14 protein-coding genes are annotated in these 14041 nt (G+C 68.3%); 11 read left to right on the top strand and 3 right to left on the bottom strand.

The features are described 5' to 3' along the window. Window positions 1-41 precede the first annotated feature (41 nt). The 5 genes from IEY68_RS07650 (at window position 42) to IEY68_RS07630 (ending at window position 5663) form a co-directional block, all read left to right on the top strand. Window positions 42-1814, top strand: coding sequence for a DUF3556 domain-containing protein (locus IEY68_RS07650; protein ID WP_062996653.1), 1773 nt, complete (start codon window positions 42-44; stop codon window positions 1812-1814). Between the two features lie 173 nt (window positions 1815-1987). Further along, window positions 1988-2197: a hypothetical protein gene (locus IEY68_RS07645; RefSeq protein ID WP_062996655.1), complete on the top strand. Its 210-nt coding sequence runs from the start codon at window positions 1988-1990 to the stop codon at window positions 2195-2197. A gap of 166 nt (window positions 2198-2363) precedes the next feature. Beyond that, window positions 2364-2867 (top strand): CinA family protein, encoded by a 504-nt coding sequence (locus IEY68_RS07640; RefSeq protein WP_062996657.1) that lies wholly within the window; start codon window positions 2364-2366, stop codon window positions 2865-2867. A 66-nt stretch (window positions 2868-2933) separates the two neighbouring features. After that, on the top strand, window positions 2934-3653 hold the full coding sequence (locus tag IEY68_RS07635; RefSeq protein WP_062996659.1) for a dienelactone hydrolase family protein: 720 nt from the start codon (window positions 2934-2936) through the stop codon (window positions 3651-3653). Between the two features lie 258 nt (window positions 3654-3911). Continuing rightward, entirely contained in the window at window positions 3912-5663 is a 1752-nt protein-coding gene (locus IEY68_RS07630) for a penicillin-binding transpeptidase domain-containing protein (RefSeq protein WP_062996663.1), read from the top strand. A gap of 42 nt (window positions 5664-5705) precedes the next feature. Here the strand turns inward: IEY68_RS07630 and IEY68_RS07625 are convergent, their stop codons facing one another. Both IEY68_RS07625 and IEY68_RS07620 read right to left on the bottom strand, forming a co-directional pair. Then, a complete protein-coding gene (locus IEY68_RS07625) occupies window positions 5706-6881 on the bottom strand; it encodes a pyridoxal phosphate-dependent aminotransferase (protein WP_062996665.1) in 1176 nt (391 codons plus the stop codon). A 112-nt stretch (window positions 6882-6993) separates the two neighbouring features. Further along, entirely contained in the window at window positions 6994-7419 is a 426-nt protein-coding gene (locus IEY68_RS07620; RefSeq protein WP_062996667.1) for a DoxX family protein, read from the bottom strand. Window positions 7420-7648: 229 nt separating this feature from the next. Here IEY68_RS07620 and IEY68_RS07615 point away from each other — a divergent pair, with 229 nt between their 5' ends. From IEY68_RS07615 to IEY68_RS07590, 6 genes are all read left to right on the top strand, one after another. After that, the gene (locus IEY68_RS07615; RefSeq protein ID WP_062996825.1) at window positions 7649-8593 is read left to right on the top strand and encodes an undecaprenyl-diphosphate phosphatase; all 945 of its coding nucleotides are present in this window, start codon (window positions 7649-7651) and stop codon (window positions 8591-8593) included. 445 nt (window positions 8594-9038) lie between these two features. Beyond that, window positions 9039-10811 carry a hypothetical protein gene (locus IEY68_RS07610; protein WP_229718678.1) on the top strand — a complete coding sequence of 591 codons (1773 nt, stop codon included), beginning with the start codon at window positions 9039-9041 and terminating at the stop codon, window positions 10809-10811. Continuing rightward, window positions 10808-11005: a hypothetical protein gene (locus IEY68_RS07605; protein WP_062996669.1), complete on the top strand. Its 198-nt coding sequence runs from the start codon at window positions 10808-10810 to the stop codon at window positions 11003-11005. Before IEY68_RS07610 ends, IEY68_RS07605 begins: the two co-directional genes overlap by 4 nt. After that, entirely contained in the window at window positions 11005-11394 is a 390-nt protein-coding gene (locus IEY68_RS07600; RefSeq protein ID WP_062996671.1) for a hypothetical protein, read from the top strand. Before IEY68_RS07605 ends, IEY68_RS07600 begins: the two co-directional genes overlap by 1 nt. Then, window positions 11391-12722: a hypothetical protein gene (locus IEY68_RS07595; protein ID WP_062996673.1), complete on the top strand. Its 1332-nt coding sequence runs from the start codon at window positions 11391-11393 to the stop codon at window positions 12720-12722. Before IEY68_RS07600 ends, IEY68_RS07595 begins: the two co-directional genes overlap by 4 nt. A 232-nt stretch (window positions 12723-12954) precedes the next feature. Next, entirely contained in the window at window positions 12955-13401 is a 447-nt protein-coding gene (locus IEY68_RS07590; protein WP_189094109.1) for a DUF1579 family protein, read from the top strand. A 67-nt stretch (window positions 13402-13468) separates the two neighbouring features. Here IEY68_RS07590 and IEY68_RS07585 read toward each other — a convergent pair whose 3' ends face one another. After that, window positions 13469-14011: a PadR family transcriptional regulator gene (locus tag IEY68_RS07585; protein ID WP_062996677.1), complete on the bottom strand. Its 543-nt coding sequence runs from the start codon at window positions 14009-14011 to the stop codon at window positions 13469-13471. Between the last annotated feature and the right edge of the window lie 30 nt (window positions 14012-14041).

Raw genomic sequence — 14041 nt, 5'->3', positions numbered from 1 at the left:
CTCATCGGCGGCAGCAGTGGTGCGATGATCGAGTTGATCGAATGGCATACGGGAACGAGAACGCAGTGGGTGGAACGGATCGGTTGTTCGGCATTCTCCGGCCGAACCTGCCGGTGGTCGACTTCGACGAATGGAGCAGCGGGACCCGGGCGGAGAGGATCCGTCCGATGGCGCGGCACTGGGCCGAGGTCGGGTTCGGCACGCCGGTGATCCTGTATCTCTGCTACGTCGGCAAGATCGGGCTCTACATCCTCGGCGGATGGTTGTTCGCGCTGACCACCGCGGGTATCGACGGATTCACCTCGGTCGGTACGTGGTGGTCGGAGCCGATCGTGTTCCAGAAGGTCGTGTTGTTCACGATGCTTTTCGAGGTCGTCGGTCTCGGCTGCGGGTTCGGTCCGCTGAACAACCGGTTCTTCCCGCCGATGGGGTCGCTCCTGTACTGGTTGCGACCGGGCACGATTCGCCTGCCACCGTGGCCGGACCGGGTGCCGGGCACCCGGGGCACCCGCCGCACGCTGTTCGAAGTGGTGCTGTACGCCGCGCTGCTGATCATGTTGCCGGTGGCACTGGTTTCGAATGGAACGGGGCCGGACGCCTCGCTCGATACGTCCGTCGGTGTCCTGCCCACCTGGCAGATCGCGGTGGTGCTCGGCCTGCTGGCGCTGCTCGGACTTCGCGACAAGACGATTTTCCTGGCTGCGCGTGGTGAGGTGTACGCGGCCCTCGCTGTCACGTTCCTCTTCGGCGGGGCGGACCTGATCGTCGGAGCCAAGGTTGTTTTCGTCGTCATCTGGGTCGGCGCGGCGGTATCGAAGCTGAACAAGCACTTCCCGTTCGTGGTCGCCACGATGATGTCGAACAGTCCGGTGGTGCGGCCGCGGGTCCTCAAACGGCTGTTCTTCGAGCGGTTCCCCGACGATCTGCGGCCGGGAAAGCTGTCACGGTGGTTCGCGCACGGCGGTACCGCGGTGGAGATGTGCGCGCCGCTGGTGCTGTTCTTCTCGCACGGTGGGTGGCCGACCGTGCTCGCCGCCACCGCGCTGATCTGTTTCCACCTGGTGATCCTCACGGCGATCCCGATGGGGGTGCCGCTCGAGTGGAACGTTTTCATGATCTTCGGCGTCTTGACACTGTTCGTCGCGCATGCCGATATCGGCGTCTCCGCGGTGGGCAACCCGGTGCCCGTGGTGCTGCTGCTGATCGCTCTCGCGGGTGTGGTCGCGCTCGGGAACTTCTTCCCGCGGAAGGTCTCGTTCCTGCCGGGGATGCGGTACTACGCCGGCAACTGGGACACCACGCTGTGGTGTATCCGGCCGTCGGCCGACGCGAAGATCCGCGCGGGGATCGTCGCGGTCGCCACCATGCCGGCCGCGCAGTTGCAGCGCTTCTACGGGAGTCCGGAGGCCGCGCAGATCCCGTTGTATCTCGGCTATGCCTTCCGCGCCTTCAATACCCACGGCAAAGCGCTGTTCACGCTGGCCCACCGGGCCATGGCCGATCACGACGAGGCCGACTATGTCCTCACCGACGGTGAGCGGATCTGTTCCACGGCCCTGGGCTGGAACTTCGGGGACGGTCATCTGCACAGCGAGCAGCTGATCGCCGCACTGCAGCAGCGCTGTGGGTTCGAGCCGGGCGAGGTGCGGGTGGTGCTGCTGGACGCACAGCCGATCCATCGGCAGACCCAGCGCTATCGGCTGGTGGATGCGGCGACCGGTGAGATCGAAAGTGGTTCGGTGCGGGTCGCCGATATGGTCGTGCGGCAGCCGTGGGACGACGATGTGCCGGTGTTCCCGGACAAGCGACCCTGAATCGCCGATATCCACAGGCGGCTTGTGGAGCCCGCGGCCGGTCCCGGTTCGTGGCTCGGCGTCACACGCAGAGACTGTAGCGATGGCAGGGTATCTCGTGAATCCGCAGGTGGGTGGCGGACGTGCCGCGGAAAGTGCGTGCCGGGCCGGGTTCTCCCCGCTACCGTCGAGAGATGGGTCTGCTGGTATGGGTTGTCGTGATCCTGTGCTTCTCCGCCATTTCCGTCCTCTGGGCTGTCGTCGTCTCGGTGCTCGACCGTCGGTACGACCGGCGGCGCGAGGAACGCCGTACGGCCTTCGGTGACCGATCCGCGGGGCGGCGTCGTAACCGGGGCGACCGGGATTACGGGGATTGGGACGGTGACTGGAGTTTCGGTGACTGACCGACGGGTTCCTATCGGTATCCACTGCGAAGCCGACCGAACGAGGTCCGCTGTCCGCGCGGGCCGGCGGTGGAGTCTCGACGAGGTCGCCGCCGCGGATCGGGCACTCTTCGACTCACATTGGATCTCGGCGGCGACCGAGTGATCCGAATCGGAAGGAGTTCTTGTGCCGGCTGTATCGGGGCGAGCTCGTGACCACGCCGAGGAACTGGCCGCTATCGCGGGCCGTACCGGAATCCGGGTGGCGGTCGCGGAATCGCTGACCTCCGGTCAGCTCGCGGCGGCGCTGGGCGCCGCGAACAACTCGGGGGAGTGGTTCCGCGGTGCGGTGGTGGCATACAGCCGCGCGGTGAAACATCATGTGCTCGGTGTTCCCGAAGGTCCGGTGGTCTGCGAGGCGGCGGCGCGCGCGATGGCCGAGGGAGTCCGGACACTGTTCGAGGCGACTGTGGCCGTGGGGGTGACCGGGGCGGGTGGTCCGGATCCGCAGGACGGGCAGGAACCGGGTTCGGTGTGGTTCGCCGTCGCCGCCGACGGCGAGGTCACCGCGGAATTCCGGGTGTTCGAGGGTGAGCCCGCCGAAATCCTGGACCAAGTGGTCGACCATGCGGTGCGATTATTGCTCGACGCGGCACGAAAACCGCGAGCCCGCCCGGGCGCTCCCGGGTGAACGCTGCCCTGCTCGGCCGGGAAGTCGTTGGGTAGGGTCACGATTGTGACGACGATCGAGATCGCAATGTCCGATGGGTCCGCGGAAGCGTATGTGGCGGGAGACGCCGGCCCGGGGGTCCTGCTCTATCAGGACGCGATCGGTCTGCGACCCCAGATCGAGCGCATCGCGGACCGGATCGCGTCCTGGGGTCATGTGGTAATGGCGCCCAATGTGTTCTGGCGGGACGGGCGAGCCGTGGATCTGGCTCCGACCGGCGATCTGAACGATCCGGAGAGCCGGCAGGCTTTCTTCGCTTCCGGTGTCATGGACCGGGTACACCGGTTGACCCCGGAGATCGTGCGTGCGGACGGCGAGAGGTGGCTGGCGGCGCTACACGGTCTCCCCGGCATCGCCGGGCGGACCGTGGGGGCGACCGGCTACTGCTTCGGTGGGCTTGCCGCTCTGCGACTCGCCGCGCATCGGCCCGACGAGGTCGCCGCGATCGGCCTGTTCCATACCGGCGGCATCGTCACCGGCGATCCCGGCAGCCCCCACCTCGAGCTGCCCGGGATCCGGGCGGCGGTACTGGCGGGACACGCCGACAACGATTCGTCCAACACCTCGGAACAGATCGCCGCGTTCGACACCGCGTTACAGGCCGCCGGGATCGATTACCGCACCGCGGTGTATCCGGGCGCGGTACACGGCTACACGATGGCCGATACGGCCGCGTACCAGGAGGAAGGCGCGGAACGGCACTATCGCGAACTGCGTGAACTCTTCGCGCGCACCTTGACCGCGTAGCCGCCGGTCCCGACAGGCGTCAGCGGTTCGTCACGAACACCAGACCCCGCCCGGAATCGGCCGGCGCGCCGGCCCCGCGTGTCTCGGTGCGCGCCAAACGGTAGCCCCGCCGACGGGGGACCATCTCGGCACCGGTCTGCCGGGCACCACCGATTTGTCCGGGGCCGGACCTGATGTGACCGGCTGTGCGATGGTGGCGCAACACGAGAACCTCGGCCATCCGCCCCTGCCGCGGTCGCGGTCGATACAGTCGAACCGGTGCGCACCGATCGGAAACTCGTCGTCCTCCTGACCGCCCTCGGTCTGGCGCTGGCCGGTTGCTCCTCGGAGCCGCCCGAGCCGGACACCGTCGCCGACCGCTTCACCGAAGCCCTCGACAGCGACGATATCGGTGCCGCTGCCGCGCTCACCGATGATCCGGCGCGGGCCCGCGACACCCTCGGTTCGCTCTACGACGGACTGGGCAGAGAAGCGACCTTCGAGGTCGCCGATGTGCGCGACGATACCTTCACCCTCGATGTGACCTGGAAATTCGGCCCCGACGGGCGCAGAGAATGGAAGTACACCACCACCGGCACCGCCGGTGAGACCGCGGACGGCTGGAAGGTGCACTGGAATCCGGCCACCGTCGCGCCGGGTCTCGATACCGGCCCACTGAGTTACGCACCGGTCTATCCGCAACCTGCCCGAGTGCTCGATGCCGCGGGCGGTGAACTCATGACCGAACAGGTGGTGACGCTGGTGCAGTTGGCGCCCGGCGCGGACACCGCCGAGGCGGCGGGTCTGCTCGCAACGTTCGCCCCCGGGATCACCACGGCCTCATTGGACGCCGATCTGACCGCCGCCCAGGGCAAACCGGTGACCGCGATCAGCCTGCGCGAAGCCGATATCGCGCCGATCCGTGACGCGCTGAGCGCGACCCGCGGGGTGACCCTCGCCCCGCAAACACGATTGCTGACCACCGATAAGGCGATGTCCGCGCCGACCCTGTCCGGCCTGAGCGAACTCTGGCAGCAACAGGCCGACGACGCCGCGGGCTGGGCCGTGCGTGCGCAGACAGCCGACGGCACGACACGGATCGCCGGTGCGGATCCGCGCCCCACCGCCGATATCCGGTCGACCATCGATGTCGGATTGCAACGCGCCGCAAAAACCGCCCTGGATCCCATCACCACTCCCGCGGCGATAGTCGCCATCCGGCCCTCGACCGGCGCGATCCTCGCGGTCGGGCAGAACGCCGCGGCCGATACCGAGGGCCCGATCGCGCTCACCGGTCTGTATCCGCCGGGGTCGACATTCAAAACGGTCACCGCCGCCGCCGTGCTGGACGCGGGGCGCGCCACACCCGACACCGTGCTGCCCTGCCCCGGTGTCGCCGATATCGAAGGTCGCCGCATCCCCAACGACGACAGTTTCGATCTGGGGCAGGTGCCGCTGCACACCGCATTCGCCCGGTCCTGCAACACCACCATGGCCGGGCTCGCGGTGGGGTTACCGCCGGAGGCACTGAAGAACACCGCGGAGCGTCTCGGACTCGGTGTGGACTACGTGACGCCCGGACTGACCACCGTGACGGGAAGCGTTCCGGTCGCGCGGACCCCGGCCGAGCGGGTGGAGGCCAGTATCGGTCAGGGACAGGTGACGGCCTCGCCGTTCGGGATGGCACTGGTGGCGGCGTCCGTGGCGCACGGATCCACCCCGGCACCGGTGGTGGCGGGGGGCTCTCCGGGCAGGCCCGATCGGACACCGCCACCGCTGCCCGCCTCGGTTACCGGGGATCTGAAAACCATGATGCGGGAGACCATCTCCGCGGGAACCGCCACCCAGCTCGCCGATATTCCGGGCCTGCTGGGTAAGACCGGCACCGCCGAATACGGCGACAACAGCAAGGCGCACGGCTGGTTCATCGGAATCCAGGACGATCTCGCGTTCGCGGTGTTCATCGCCGACGCGGGTAGTTCCGGTCCGGCTGTGGACGCGGCCGGACGGATGTTGCGGGCGCCGCGCTGACCCGGCCGCGCGGGCAGGTGGCCATCGATATCCCGCGACCCGCTAGGTGGTGCTCGCCGACCGCAGGCGCCGCACGCCCTCGTCCAACGTCTGCCGCCGCTTACAGAAGGTGAACCGGACGAGATGCCGCCACGAGTCCGGATCGTCGCTGAAAACGCTTACCGGCACGGCGGCGACGCCGAGGCGTCCGGGCAGTTCCCGGCAGAACCGCACCCCGTCGTCCGCGCCCAGTGGACGGATATCGGCGCAGACAAAATAGCTACCAGCGCTCGGATGTACCCGGAAACCCGTATCGGTGAGCGCGGCGGACAGACGCAATCGCTGCTCGGAGAGAGTGGTGCGGAGCCGGGCCACCCAGTCGAGTTCATGGGTCAGCGCGTGCGCGACCGCGGGCTGGAACGGGCCACCACCGACGAAGGTGAGAAACTGTTTGGCGGCGAGCACCGCGTCGATCAGGGGCGCCGCGCCACAGATCCAGCCGATTTTCCAGCCGGTGACACTGAACGTCTTCGCGGCACTCGACACCACCAGCGTCCGCTCGGCCATCCCGGGGAATGTGGCGATGCTCAGATGTTCGGCGTCGTCGTAGACGAGATGCTCGTACACCTCGTCGGTGAGAACCAGCAGATCGTGTTCGCACGCCAGCTCGGCGATCGCCGCCAGATCGGCGCGATCCAGAACCGTCCCGGTGGGGTTGTGCGGTGAGTTCAGGATCAGCATGCGGGTGGCCGGAGTGATCGCGGCGCGCAGACTGTCGCGGTCGAGTACGAAACGGTCGCCGTCGGCGACCAGTCGTGCGGTGCGCCGCCGTGCGCCGGCCAGGGCCACCGCCGCGGGGTAGGAGTCGTAGTAGGGCTCGATCAGCACCACTTCCGAGCCGGGTTCCACCAATCCGAGCACCGCGGCGCTGACCGCCTCGGTGGCGCCCACCGTCACCAGCACCTCGGTATCCGGGTCGTAGCCGGTGCCGTAGCGGCGGGCGCGGTCCGCGGCGATCGCGTGGCGCAGCACCGGCATCCCGCGGCCCGGCGGGTACTGATTGAGACCGTCGGCGATCGCTTCGCGGGCCACCTCGAGCATATCCGCGGGCCCATCGCTGTCCGGGAAACCCTGCCCCAGGTTAATCGCCTCGTGGCGGACCGCGAGTTCGGTCATCTCGGCGAAGATAGTGGCGGCGAAGGGGCGCAGCCGGTCGACAGTGGGGGCTCGGGAAGGCATGAGTCGAGCCTAGCCAGCGCCCCCGTTCACCCGGCTCGCGGCGCGGTCGAGCAGTTCCCGCGCACCGGTGACCGGTCGCCGCGCCGGCGGAATCGCGTTCCGGGACGGCGGGCTATCCCTTCGCGCCGCGGGGGACACCGGTGGACCACAGCGCCCACAGGACGAGCACCGGCTGGAACAGTAGTCGTACGAAGCGTTTCCGGTCGGTATCGAGCCGGAAGGCGGTGCGGTGGCCCTGCCACTGGGCGATATTGCCGGGGAACACCGCGACGAAGAACAGCGCGGCGATCCGGCCCATCCGTACGCGGTCCCGGGTGAACACGGCCAGGCCCGCGCCGAGCATGATCTCCACACCGCCGGAGGCCATCACCACGCCGTCCTTGTCCATCGGTACCCAATCGGGCACTTGGGCCTGGAACTCCTCCCGGGCCCAGAACAGATGACTCACACCCGCGAAGACCAGCGCCGCCGACAACAGATAGCGGGCGGTCCGACGAGCCGGTGTGGTGGGCGCACTCTCCGATTCGCGACTGGCCATACCCGGAGCCTACCTGCGGGTTCGGTGCGGGTGGCGTTGCGAACGAGTGTGTCCCGCGCGTGGTGACCGGTGCGGATCCCCGGCGGGTGCGACCTGCGCCGTGGCGGCGGCCACCGACGACTCTCGGCTCGGCGCGACGATTACGAAAGATGCTGCGAACCGGCACTTTCGGGCGTTCCGGGCGCTCGCCGGACCCCGCCGGGAGGCCGGCGGGACCCGTGTAAGAATCATCGCGATGCTCACCTACGTTCAGGCCACGGTCATCGGTGCGGTACAGGGTGTCACCGAACTGTTCCCGGTTTCGAGTCTCGGTCATTCCGTGCTGTTCGCCGCCTGGCTCGGTGGTGACTGGCAGACACTGGTCGGTCCGGACGAATCCGAATCCGGGACACCTTATCTGGCGTTCGTGGTCGCGCTGCACGTGGCGACAGCGGTCGCGTTGCTCTGTCACTACCGCCGGGACTGGTACGAGATCATCTCCGGTTTCGTCACCGTCTTGCGGACACGACGACCGGTCACCGTGGCACAGCGGTTGGCGTGGTTGATCGTGATCGCCTCCGTTCCGGTGGCGATCCTGGGCCCGCTGCTCGTGCATCCATTGCACGCCTTGTTCGCCGCACCGATCTGCACCGGGTTCTTCCTGACGCTCAACGGAGTCGTCTTGCTGGTGGGTGAGGGGTTGCGCCGGCGCAACGAGCCCACGCTGGCCGAATACGGGCGGCGTTTCGCATTGCGGGGATCGGGCCGGCGGGGCGCGACCAGTCAGGAGAATGCTCGCCGCCAGGCCGACCGGCGGCTGGCCGCTCTCGACGCCCGCGATGCGCTCGGTATCGGTTTCGCCCAGCTCGGGGCGTTGCTGACCGGGTTCAGCCGGGCGGGTTTGACCATGGTCGGCGGGTTGTGGCGCGGTCTCGAACACGTGCACGCGGCGAAATTCGCTTTCCTGCTCGCCACACCGGCGATCCTGGGGGCCGGCCTGGTCGAGATTCCGGTACTGGTCGGACCGGAGACCGAGGGGATCCACGGACCGATCCTGGCCGGCGCGCTGGTTTCGGGAATCTCGTCGTGGCTGGCGGTCCGCTTCCTGGAGCGATATTTCCAGACCCGTACGCTGTTGCCCTTCGCGGCCTATTCGCTCATCGTCGGAATCGCCTCGATCATCAGATTCTGCTGATCGCGGCGCCGGCGCACCCGGTCGCGATCCCTGCCCGCGAGACGGTGCGCGCATCCGGCCGGGCGCGTGCCGCACGCTGCGCCGGGGCCGGCGACGTGGGTCGGGGTCGGTACTTCCGGACACGGACATCCGCGCCACTGCGGGCGTAGTCTCAGGTCACCGGGTTGCTCTCGGCCATGGGTTTCCGGGGCCGTTGTACGGGCCTGCGCTCGGTACGGGCGGTGCGCCCGCTGTGGTCGATCACGTGCGGAGTCGGCGTGTCGCAGTGAGATCGTGACACGTCCGGGAACCTTCCCTGCCCGGCGGATATTCATGCTACTTTTCGTCACACATAATTCAGTCAGGGTGTGGAGGTCCTGTGCCGGACGGTGCGTACGAGGTGCTCGGAGGGTCGGCGGCGCCGGCCGGTGAAGGCGGTGGCGCGGCGCTGGATCAGGTCGCGGTCATGTCCGGGTCCGCCGGTGTGATCGCGCTGGTCCTGCTGTGGGTCGGCTACTTGCACCGGACCCGCCGGATCACCTGGCTGCAGCGGATCGCCGACCGGCTCGGCCGGGTGTTCAACCGGCCCGGCTGGGTGGCACTGCCGCTGGCGATGTTCCTCGCCACCATCCTGACCGCCCTGCTCGGTTTCATCTGGGATGTGAGCCTGCACATCGGTAACGGCCGCGACGAGGGTCCGCTGGCCAACCCGGCGCACTACTTCATCCTCGCGGGCCTGTTCTTCCTGTTCACCGCCGGTATGGCCGCGATAGTGCTGCCCCTGGACGAGAAACCCGGTCCCGCGGCGGTGCGGATCACCCGTACCTGGTACGCGCCGGTCGGCGGGATCCTCGTGGCCGGTGCCGGACTGTATGCCCTGATCGGGTTCCCGCTCGACGATGTATGGCACCGGATCTTCGGCCAGGACGTCACGCTCTGGGGTCCGACCCATCTGATGCTGATCGGCGGAGCCGGGTTCTCGCTGGTGGGCGTGCTGCTGCTCGAATTCGAGGGTTCGCGCAACCGGCCGGACCCGGACCGCCGGGAGAGCCGGTGGATGTGGCTGCTGCGCGCCTGCGCGTTCGGCGGCCTGCTCATCGGACTATCGGTCTTCCAGGTCGAATACGACTTCGGTGTCGAGCAGTTCCGCCTCGTGCTGCAACCGATGCTGATCGTCGCGGCGGCCACGATCGCCCTCGTCGCCGCCCGGTTGACTCTCGGCGCGGGTAGCACCCTGGTCGTGGTCGGTTTCGCCGCAGTGGTGCGCGCCGTCGTCGCCGTGCTGGTGGGCGGGCCGATCATCGACGCGCCGCGCAATGTGTTCCCCCTCTATCTCGGCGTGGCCGTCGTGGTGGAACTACTGGCCCTGTTGCCGTTGGCCCGGCGCCGGATCCTGTGGGGCGCGATATGCGGTCTGGCGGCGGCCACCATCGGACTCTGGCTCGAATCGCTGTGGATCGCCGCGATCTTCGTGGATCCCTGGCCGTCGGCGATGTGGCCGGAACTGCTGGCGATGGCGATCCCCACCGGTATCGCGGGCGGTGTCGTCGGGGCGATGCTGGCCGTCGTACTGCGTGGCGAACCGCTCCCGCGCCCCGCGGTACGCCGGGCACTGGTGGTGGCCGTCGTGGCGATCGTGGCCGCCGCCACCACCAACGGTCTGATGATCGAAGTCCCGGAAGGCGCCCGGGCCGCGGTACAGCTGCGCGACGCACCCGAACAGGGCGGCCGGATGGTGTACGCCGATATCCGGCTCACCCCGGCGGATCTGGTCGGCACCGATCCCGAATGGATCCAGATCCTCGCCTGGCAGGGAGGGGTCGGCGGCGACAGTCCGGGCCGGGGGCTGGTGATCGATCATCTCCGGCGCGCAGGCGAAGGCCATTACGTTTCGACGAAACCTGTTCCGGTGCACGGAAGCTGGAAAACTCTGTTGCGGATCCAGGACGGCCGGACACTGACCGCGCTACCGATCTTCATGGCCGCAGATCCCGGTATCGGCGCAGCGGAGGTCCCCGCCCTCGACTCGTTCACCCGCCCCTTCGTCGCCGAGATCACTGTGTTGCAGCGCGAGCGGTCCTTCGATCATCCGGCGTGGTTGTTCGCGGCGGCCTCGCTGGTCGTGCTGGCGTGCAGTCTCGCCCTGATCGCGGCCCTGTCCTGGGGCGCCGCCCGGATCGACGATCGGTATCCGCACGGATCCCGCACCGAGGAGAAGGAACAGGCGCCCGTGCCATGACCGATCGATACGACGGCGTGGTCCTGCTCGCCGACCATTCGATCCTGCTGGCGGTCCCCGCTTTTCTCCCGGCGTTCCTCATCGCGGGTGTGGTCGTCGTGATCGCGGTGCGCGACCGTAGCAGCGGGGAGGACGAGGTCGGGCCGCACGATCGGGACGCCGATTTCGATACCGAACCCGATAAGGAGGACTGATGCCGTCCGTCTCCCGCCTGTGCATCCCGGTATTGGCCGTCGGCCTGCTGATGGCCGGTTGCGCGAGCAGCGAACCGGAACGCTCCGGCGCGAGCGATGCGAGTGCGTCGCAGGGCATCGAATCCGTGATCGTCGCAGTACGAATCGCCGACGGTACGGTCACACCCGTCGATGCCCGGCTCGAAGCACGCGTGGGTCGGCCGATCGAAATCGTTGTCGACAGTGACACCGACGACGAACTGCATGTGCACGCCGAGCCCGACCACACCTTCGCGATCACCCCCGGTACAGGTCAGCGCTTCCGGTTCACCGTCGATGTGCCGGGGCGCGTCGAGATCGAACTACACCACGCCGGGCATACGGTGGCCACCCTGCTCGTTCGCGAATGACACTGCTCGCACACGGCCTCGGTGGTGCGGCGGACCTGCCGATTCCGCTGACCTACGCCCTGATCGGCGCGGCGTGGGCGTTGACCTTCTCGTTCGCGGTGATCGCCTTCGCCTGGCGGGAACCGCGACTGGATCCGGAATCACCGGGTATCGCGCTGCCCTCGGGGCTGCGGTCGGTGGTGGACGCGCCGACGCTGCGCGCGGTGGTCGCGGCAGTGAGTGTCGTGGCGTTCGGCACGGTACTGGCGATCGGAGTGGTCGGCCCCGCCGATCCGGCCCGCAGCCCGGTTCCAGGTGTCGTCTACGTATTCCTGTGGGTCGGGGTGCCGGTCGCGTCGCTGGCTGTCGGACCGGTGTGGAAGGTGCTGTCCCCGGCGCGGGCCGTGCACCGCGCGCTCTGCGCGGCCTGCGGGCGCCGACCCGAGACCGGTCTGCTGCGGTATCCCGAATCGTGGGGGAGGTGGCCGGCGGCACTCGGGCTGTTGACCTTCGTCTGGCTGGAACTGGCCGCACCCGACCCCGGCTCGGTGACGGCGGTGACCCTGTGGCTCACCGGATATCTGGTCGTCGCCGGGGCCGGGCTGATCGTCTTCGGCACCACCTGGGCCGAACGGGCGGATCCGCTCGAGGTCTACAGCAGTCTGCTGGGCCGGTTGAGCCCGGTCGGCCGGGGCGCGGGGGGCGCGCTGGTGCTGCGGTCTCCGCTGGCGAATCTCGCCGGAACACCCGTCGGGGCAGGTTCGGTGGCGGTGGCGGCGACGCTGCTCGGTTCCACGGCGTTCGACAGTTTCTCGCTGTTCCCGGGGTGGCGCGGCCTGGTATCGGGTGCGGGCGATGCGGGACTTCCGGCGACGCTGGTGTCCACTCTCGGATTGCTGGTGTTCATCGGTGTCGTCGGGGTGGGTTTCCGGTTCGCCGCGGCGGCCGCGGGAGGGCTCTCGAGTGCCGATCGCAGGCTGCTCCCCAGGCGGCTCTCCTACACTTTGACCCCCATCGTCGCGGGATACGTGACCGCCCACTATCTGACCTTCCTGGTCGAGAAGGGGCAGGCGACGGTGATCCTGTTCGCGGATCCCTTCGGTGCCGGATGGAATCTGCTGGGCCTGGCCGATCGCGATATCGCCTATGTGCTCTCCGCACACCCGGCGCTGCTCGGGACGATCAAAGTGCTCGCGGTGGTCACGGGCCATATTCTGGGTGTCGCCGCCGCGCACGATCGGTGCCTGCGGCTGCTTCCGCCGGCGCATCGGCTCACCGGACAGCTCGCGCTCATGCTGCTCATGGTCGGTTTCACCTTCACCGGGCTCTATCTACTCTTCGACGCCTGATAGTACGTGGCGAGGTCGGAGTATCGGCTCGATTTCTGCGGTGGCCCCCGGGTCGATGCCGTCCTGGGCGCCGTGACTGTGGCTGTGGGCGAGCATTCGGATTCGCTCGTCAGGTCCGCGAAGAAGTACAAGCCCGATGAGTTCGTCCGGTCCGCCTCGTCTACTCCACGAGCGCACCGACCGGGCACCGGCGCGCTGTATCGCGCGGCCACCGGCGAGAGGAGAACCTCGGATGACCACACCTGCACATGCGATGCGCCGGTTCGAAGCCATTATCGGCCGGTGGAAGACATCCGGCGTCGTCCTCGACGAGCACGGCCGGCAGACGATGAATATCGACGGCACCGACGAATACGAGTGGATGGCCGGAGGCCGGTGGATCCTGCACCGCGTCGACGTCATGATGGGTGACGCGCATACCCGGGCTCTCGAGCTCATCGGCGACTACGACTCGGATGCCGGCACCTACGCGATGCGAGCCTTCGATGCCTCCGGGGCATACAGCACCATGACCGCACACCCGAACGACGACGGGTCCTGGCGCTTCGATGGCGAGGGTATGCGCAGCATTCTCCGGCCGTCCGAGGACAGATCGTTCATGTCCGCACTCTGGGAGCGTGAAACCGGCACCGGTACATGGGTCTCGTGGATGCGCATGGACTTCTCCGCCATCGATTGATGCCGGACGGGCGCCGCAGGTCGATGTAGCCGATGGCGCAGTGGGCGGTCGCCGGGCCGGATCATGCCTACGGCTCGGACAGTGTGTCGATTTCGGCCAGAACCTTTTCGTGCCAGTCGATCTCGGTGCGGATCCGCATCCGGGCGTGCTCGGCAATGAGGTCGTCCGCGATGCGCTGGTCGGGCCAGCGGCGGTCGAGCTGGTGCTCGATCCGGGAGCCGAGTGCGCGGAGCGCGGCGATTCGGTCCTCGAGATAGCCGCGCAGCAGCTCGGTATCCAGATCGTCGCCGACGGCCAGCGCGAGGTCGACCGGATCGGGCCGGACGTCGACCTCGGTGAAGGCTTCGTCGCGCAGGGCCCGCAGTTCCCGTAGGCCCTCGTCGGTGATCTGGTAGATCGTGCGCGCCGGCAGTGCGCCTTGCTGTTCGGTGCGGAGCGGCCGGACCAGCCCTTCGCTCTCCATACGATGCAGTGCGCCGTACAACGATCCGGGTTTCACCCGTGACCACAGGTCGGCGCGGTCCAGGCGGGCATCGCGGCGCAGCTGGTGGCCGTGCATCGGGCCGCGCCGGGCCAGGGCGGCCAGTACGAACAACCGGGTCTCGTTCACCGATGCAGTCTTACACGACTACTCGCATTT

Origin of the sequence: Nocardia jinanensis (genome assembly GCF_014645735.1) — a bacterium.
GTDB lineage: Bacteria > Actinomycetota > Actinomycetes > Mycobacteriales > Mycobacteriaceae > Nocardia > Nocardia jinanensis.
This window is presented reverse-complemented; position numbering and strand designations above follow the sequence as displayed.

Coding starts and splice junctions, on each gene's coding strand:
- IEY68_RS07610 (WP_229718678.1), top strand. CDS start 9,039: ATGTCCGGGTCCGCCGGTGTGATCGCGCTGGTCCTGCTGTGGGTCGGC.
- IEY68_RS07625 (WP_062996665.1), bottom strand. CDS start 6,881: ATGCCTTCCCGAGCCCCCACTGTCGACCGGCTGCGCCCCTTCGCCGCC.
- IEY68_RS07635 (WP_062996659.1), top strand. CDS start 2,934: ATGTCCGATGGGTCCGCGGAAGCGTATGTGGCGGGAGACGCCGGCCCG.
- IEY68_RS07645 (WP_062996655.1), top strand. CDS start 1,988: ATGGGTCTGCTGGTATGGGTTGTCGTGATCCTGTGCTTCTCCGCCATT.
- IEY68_RS07605 (WP_062996669.1), top strand. CDS start 10,808: ATGACCGATCGATACGACGGCGTGGTCCTGCTCGCCGACCATTCGATC.
- IEY68_RS07590 (WP_189094109.1), top strand. CDS start 12,955: ATGACCACACCTGCACATGCGATGCGCCGGTTCGAAGCCATTATCGGC.
- IEY68_RS07650 (WP_062996653.1), top strand. CDS start 42: ATGGCATACGGGAACGAGAACGCAGTGGGTGGAACGGATCGGTTGTTC.
- IEY68_RS07600 (WP_062996671.1), top strand. CDS start 11,005: ATGCCGTCCGTCTCCCGCCTGTGCATCCCGGTATTGGCCGTCGGCCTG.
- IEY68_RS07595 (WP_062996673.1), top strand. CDS start 11,391: ATGACACTGCTCGCACACGGCCTCGGTGGTGCGGCGGACCTGCCGATT.
- IEY68_RS07620 (WP_062996667.1), bottom strand. CDS start 7,419: ATGGCCAGTCGCGAATCGGAGAGTGCGCCCACCACACCGGCTCGTCGG.